The sequence below is a fragment of the Allobosea sp. genome, assembly GCF_030694325.1.
Classification (GTDB): Bacteria; Pseudomonadota; Alphaproteobacteria; order Rhizobiales; family Beijerinckiaceae; genus Allobosea.
In genome coordinates, this window is the sequence record NZ_JAUXYO010000010.1 from 1 (window position 1) to 4,645 (window position 4,645).

Sequence of the window (4,645 nt, forward strand, 5' to 3'; positions counted from 1 at the left end):
AGCAGGTCGAGTTCGACATCATGTTCGGCGAGGGCATCTCCAAGGTCGGCGAACTCGTCGATCTCGGCGTCAAGGCCGGCATGGTCGAGAAATCCGGCGCCTGGTTCTCCTTCGACAGCCAGCGGCTCGGCCAGGGCCGCGAGAACGCCAAGAGCTTTCTCAAGGCCAATCCCGAGATGGCCGCCAAGATCGAGGCCACCATCCGCCAGAACTCCGGCCTCGTCGCCGAGCGCATCCTCGATCAGGCCACCCCGACGGCGGACGATCTCGACGAGGGCGAGGCCTGAGCGTCCTCGTCGAGCCCTCATCCTGAGGAGCCGCGGCACGCGGCGTCTCGAAGGATGCTCCAGGAGGCTCGGGCGACAGCTGAACCATCCTTCGAGACGCAGCCTATGGCTGCTCCTCAGGATGAGGGCTCCCATGAAGCCCGCTGCAGTTGACCCAAATGAACGGGCGGCCCTCGGGCCGTCCGTTTGCGTTTGCGCACAAGGCGTTGAGCCGCGCGCGCTCTCTCGACAGCGGCAGGCGGCCTCACTAGAACGCTTGAAACCGCCGGCCCTGCCCGGAGGGCAGCCCGACAGACAAGAGTTCGAACAGCGATGAGCGGCGTCAACGAAATCCGGTCCACCTTCCTCGACTACTTCAAGGGCCAGGGCCATGAGGTGGTGGCGTCGAGCCCGCTCGTGCCGCGCAACGACCCGACGCTGATGTTCGCCAATTCGGGGATGGTGCAGTTCAAGAACGTCTTCACCGGCCAGGAGAAGCGGCCTTACGTCCGCGCCACCACCGCGCAGAAATGCGTCCGCGCCGGCGGCAAGCACAACGACCTCGACAATGTCGGCTACACCGCCCGCCACCACACCTTCTTCGAGATGCTGGGGAACTTCTCCTTCGGCGATTATTTCAAGGAACAGGCGATCGAGCACGCCTGGACCCTGGTCACCCGTGAATACGGCCTGCCCAAGGAAAAACTGACGGTCACGGTCTATTCCGAGGACGACGAGGCGCATGCCCTCTGGAAGAAGATCGCGGGCCTCTCCGACTCAAAGATCATCCGCATCCCGACCTCGGACAATTTCTGGGCGATGGGCGACACCGGCCCATGCGGCCCGTGCTCGGAGATCTTCTACGACCACGGCGAGGACATCCCCGGCGGCCCGCCGGGCAGTCCCGATCAGGACGGCGACCGCTTCATCGAGATCTGGAACCTCGTCTTCATGCAGTATGAGGAGGCGGCGGGCGGTGTTCGCACCAACCTGCCCCGGCCCTCGATCGACACCGGCATGGGGCTGGAGCGCATCGCCGCCGTGCTCCAGGGCACGCATGACAACTACGCGATCGACCTCTTCGCGGCGCTGATCTCCGCCATCGCCGACCTCACCAACGTTCCTTCCGACGGCCCGATGAAGGCGAGCCACCGCGTCATCGCCGACCATCTGCGCTGCTCGGCCTTCCCGATCGCCGACGGCGTGCTGCCCTCCAACGAGGGCCGCGGCTATGTGCTGCGCCGGATCATGCGCCGCGGCATGCGCCATGCGCAGCTGCTCGGCGCGAGGGACCCGCTGCTGCACAGGCTCGTGCCGGTGCTGACGCGCGAGATGGGCCGCGCCTATCCCGAATTGCTGCGCGCCGAGGCGCTGATTTCCGAGACGCTGCAGCTCGAGGAAACCCGTTTCCGCACCACGCTCGCCCGCGGCCTGACCCTGCTCGACGACGCCGCGAAGGACCTGACCGAAGGCCAGAGCCTGAAGGGCGAGGTCGCCTTCACCCTCTACGACACCTATGGCTTCCCGCTCGACCTGACGCAGGACGCGCTGCGCGCCCGCGGCGTCACCGTCGATACGGAGGGCTTCGACGCCGCCATGCAGCAGCAGAAGGCCAAGGCGCGCGCCGCCTGGGCCGGCACCGGCGAGGCCGCGACCGAGAAGCTCTGGTTCCCCCTGCGCGACAAGCTCGGCGCCACCGAATTCCTCGGCTACGACACCGAGACCGCCGAGGGCGTCATCACCGCGCTGATATCAGACAATGCCGAGGTCGAGACGCTCCAGGCCGGCGAGAGCGGGCTGATGATCGTCAACCAGACGCCGTTCTATGGCGAATCCGGCGGCCAGGTCGGCGATGCCGGCACGGTCCGCGGCGCCGGCTTCCTCGCCACCGTCGGCGATGTCCAGAAGAAGCTCGGCGACGTCTTCGCCCATGCGGTGACGGTGAAGAACGGCACGCTGAAGCGCGGCGCCGCCGTCGAGCTCATCGTCGACCATGCCCGCCGCACGGCGATCCGCGCCAATCACTCCGCCACCCATCTGCTGCACGAGGCGCTGCGGCTGGTGCTGGGTGACCATGTCGCGCAGAAGGGCTCGCTGGTCTCGCCCGAGCGCCTGCGCTTCGACTTCTCGCACCCCAAGCCGATTTCGGATGAGGAGCTGCGTGAGGTCGAGGAGATCGCCAACGCCATCGTGCTCCGGAACGAGCCGGTCTCGACGCGGCTGATGAGCGTCGACGAGGCGATCGCGTCTGGCGCGCGCGCCCTCTTCGGGGAGAAATACGGCGACGAGGTCCGCGTCGTCTCGATGGGCACCAACGCCACCGGCCGCGCCTTCTCGGTCGAGCTCTGCGGCGGCACCCATGCCGGCCGCACCGGCGATATCGGCCTCGTCAGCGTCGTCGGTGAGAGCGCGGTCGCGGCCGGTGTGCGCCGCCTCGAGGCGATGACCGGCAACGGCGCGCGCCTGCGGCTGAACACCGAGTCGCGCCTGCTCGACGGGCTTGCCAGCCTGTTGAAGGTGCCCGCCCATGAGGCCGGCCCGCGTTTGGCCGCGCTGATCGAGGAGCGCCGCAAGCTCGAGCGCGAGCTCTCCGACGCCCGCAAGAAGCTCGCCATGGGCGGCGGCGGCGAAGCGCAGGACCCGGTCCAGGAGATCGCCGGCACGAAGCTCCTGGCGCGCGCCGTCAGCGGCGTCGAGATGAAGGATCTGAAGAGCCTGGCCGACGAGGCCAAGACCCGCATCGGCTCGGGCGTCGTCGCCATCGTCGGCGTCGCCGAGGATGGCAAGGCCGGCGTCGTCGTCGGCGTCACGCCGGATCTGACCGAGCGCTTCGACGCGGTCGCGCTGGTGCGCGCGGCGTCGGAGGCGCTGGGCGGCAAGGGCGGCGGCGGACGCCGCGACATGGCCCAGGCCGGTGGGCCCGATGGCGACAAGGCGCAAGCCGCGCTCGACGCCGTCGCAGCCGCGATGGGCTGAGGCCCGCCATGGCCGCCGCCGCCTCAGCGATGGGATGGCGGCGCCGGGTGCATCTCTGGTTCGACCATGGCGCGGGGGACGACCCCGTCGCCACGGCGATCCATCGCGGGCTCGTCCTGCTGATCTGCGCCAATGTCGCGGCGATCGTGCTGCATTCGATCCCCGATCTGGCTCAGCGCTTCGGCCCGGCCTTCCATGCGTTCGAAACCGTCTCGCTGGTGCTCTTTGCCCTCGAATACGCCGCACGCCTCTGGGTCGCGCCCGAGCATGCGCGCTACCGGGCGCTGACGCCGCTGAAGGCGCGGCTCACCTATGCCGCCTCGCTGCCGGCGATGGTCGATCTGCTGGCGACGCTGCCGCTCGCCTTCGCCGTGCTGGGCCTCGCCGATCTGCAGTTCCTGCTGCTGCTGCGGCTGCTGCGCTTCTTCAAGCTCGGCCGCTATTCGCCGGGCATGGCCTCGCTCGCCGCCGCGCTCCATGCCGAGCGCAAGGCGCTCTTCGCCTGCTTCGTCGTACTGATGGGCGTGATGCTGATGGCGGCGAGCGTCATGCATCTCGTCGAGCACGAGGCCCAGCCCGACAAGCTCGGCACCATCCCCGACGCGATGTGGTGGGCGATCATCACCCTGACCACGGTGGGCTATGGCGACGTTTCGCCGATCACGGCGGCGGGCAAGGCGGTGGCCGCCGTCACCGCGGTGCTCGGGCTCGTCATGCTGGCGCTGCCGGTCGGCATCGTCGCCACCGCCTTCGCGCAGGAGATCCACCGCCGCGAATTCGTCGTGACCTGGAGCATGATCGCGCGCGTGCCATTATTCGGCCAACTCGATGCGGTCGAGATCGCGGAGGTGATGCAGTTCCTGCGCGCCCGCACCGTGCGCAACGGCGTCGTCATCGCGCATGAGGGCGATCCACTGCAGGCCCTTTATTTCGTCGCCAGCGGCGAGGTCGAGCTCGCCTTGCCGGAGGGAAAGACGACCTTGGACGAGGGCCATTTCTTCGGCGCGCTGACGCTGGACGATGTCGCGATCACGAGCCATGCCTGCGGCGTCAACGCCGCGGTCGCGACCGCGCCGACCAAGCTTCTCGTGCTCGACCAGATCGACTTCAAGGCGCTGACGGCGCGCAGCCCCAGGCTTGCCGCCCATATCCGCGAGCTGGCGCGCGGCGCATGAGGCTGCGCCGTCTCGCCCTGCTGACGGTGGCCCTCCTGCCGCTGGCCGCCCTGTCGTCGGCAAATGCGCAGGCCCCGGCCCAGTCGCAGGCCTCCCGCAAGCCGGCGCAGCCCGCGGGCGCAGGGCTCTCCGCCTCGCAGCGGGTGATGGCGGGCTCGCCGCTGAGCGTCTTCGTCTCGCGCGCGCCGGAGGGGGCGCGGCTCGCCATCGCCCGCCCGGCCGATCCGG

At 69.2% G+C, this 4,645-nt stretch carries 3 protein-coding genes and 1 pseudogene; all 4 read left to right on the top strand.

The genetic code is table 11. The features are described from left to right. Positions 1 to 287 (top strand): annotated as a pseudogene (locus Q8M82_RS00345) (recombinase RecA); the annotation flags it as partial. A gap of 312 nt (positions 288 to 599) precedes the next feature. After that, positions 600 to 3,242 carry an alanine--tRNA ligase gene (gene alaS / locus Q8M82_RS00350; protein WP_305689409.1) on the top strand — a complete coding sequence of 881 codons (2,643 nt, stop codon included), beginning with the start codon at positions 600 to 602 and terminating at the stop codon, positions 3,240 to 3,242. Between the two features lie 8 nt (positions 3,243 to 3,250). Then, positions 3,251 to 4,417, top strand: coding sequence for a cyclic nucleotide-gated ion channel (locus Q8M82_RS00355; RefSeq protein ID WP_305689410.1), 1,167 nt, complete (start codon positions 3,251 to 3,253; stop codon positions 4,415 to 4,417). Beyond that, positions 4,414 to 4,645 (top strand): hypothetical protein (locus tag Q8M82_RS00360; protein WP_305689411.1); only part of this gene is annotated, 232 nt, incomplete at its 3' end. The genes Q8M82_RS00355 and Q8M82_RS00360, both read left to right, overlap by 4 nt.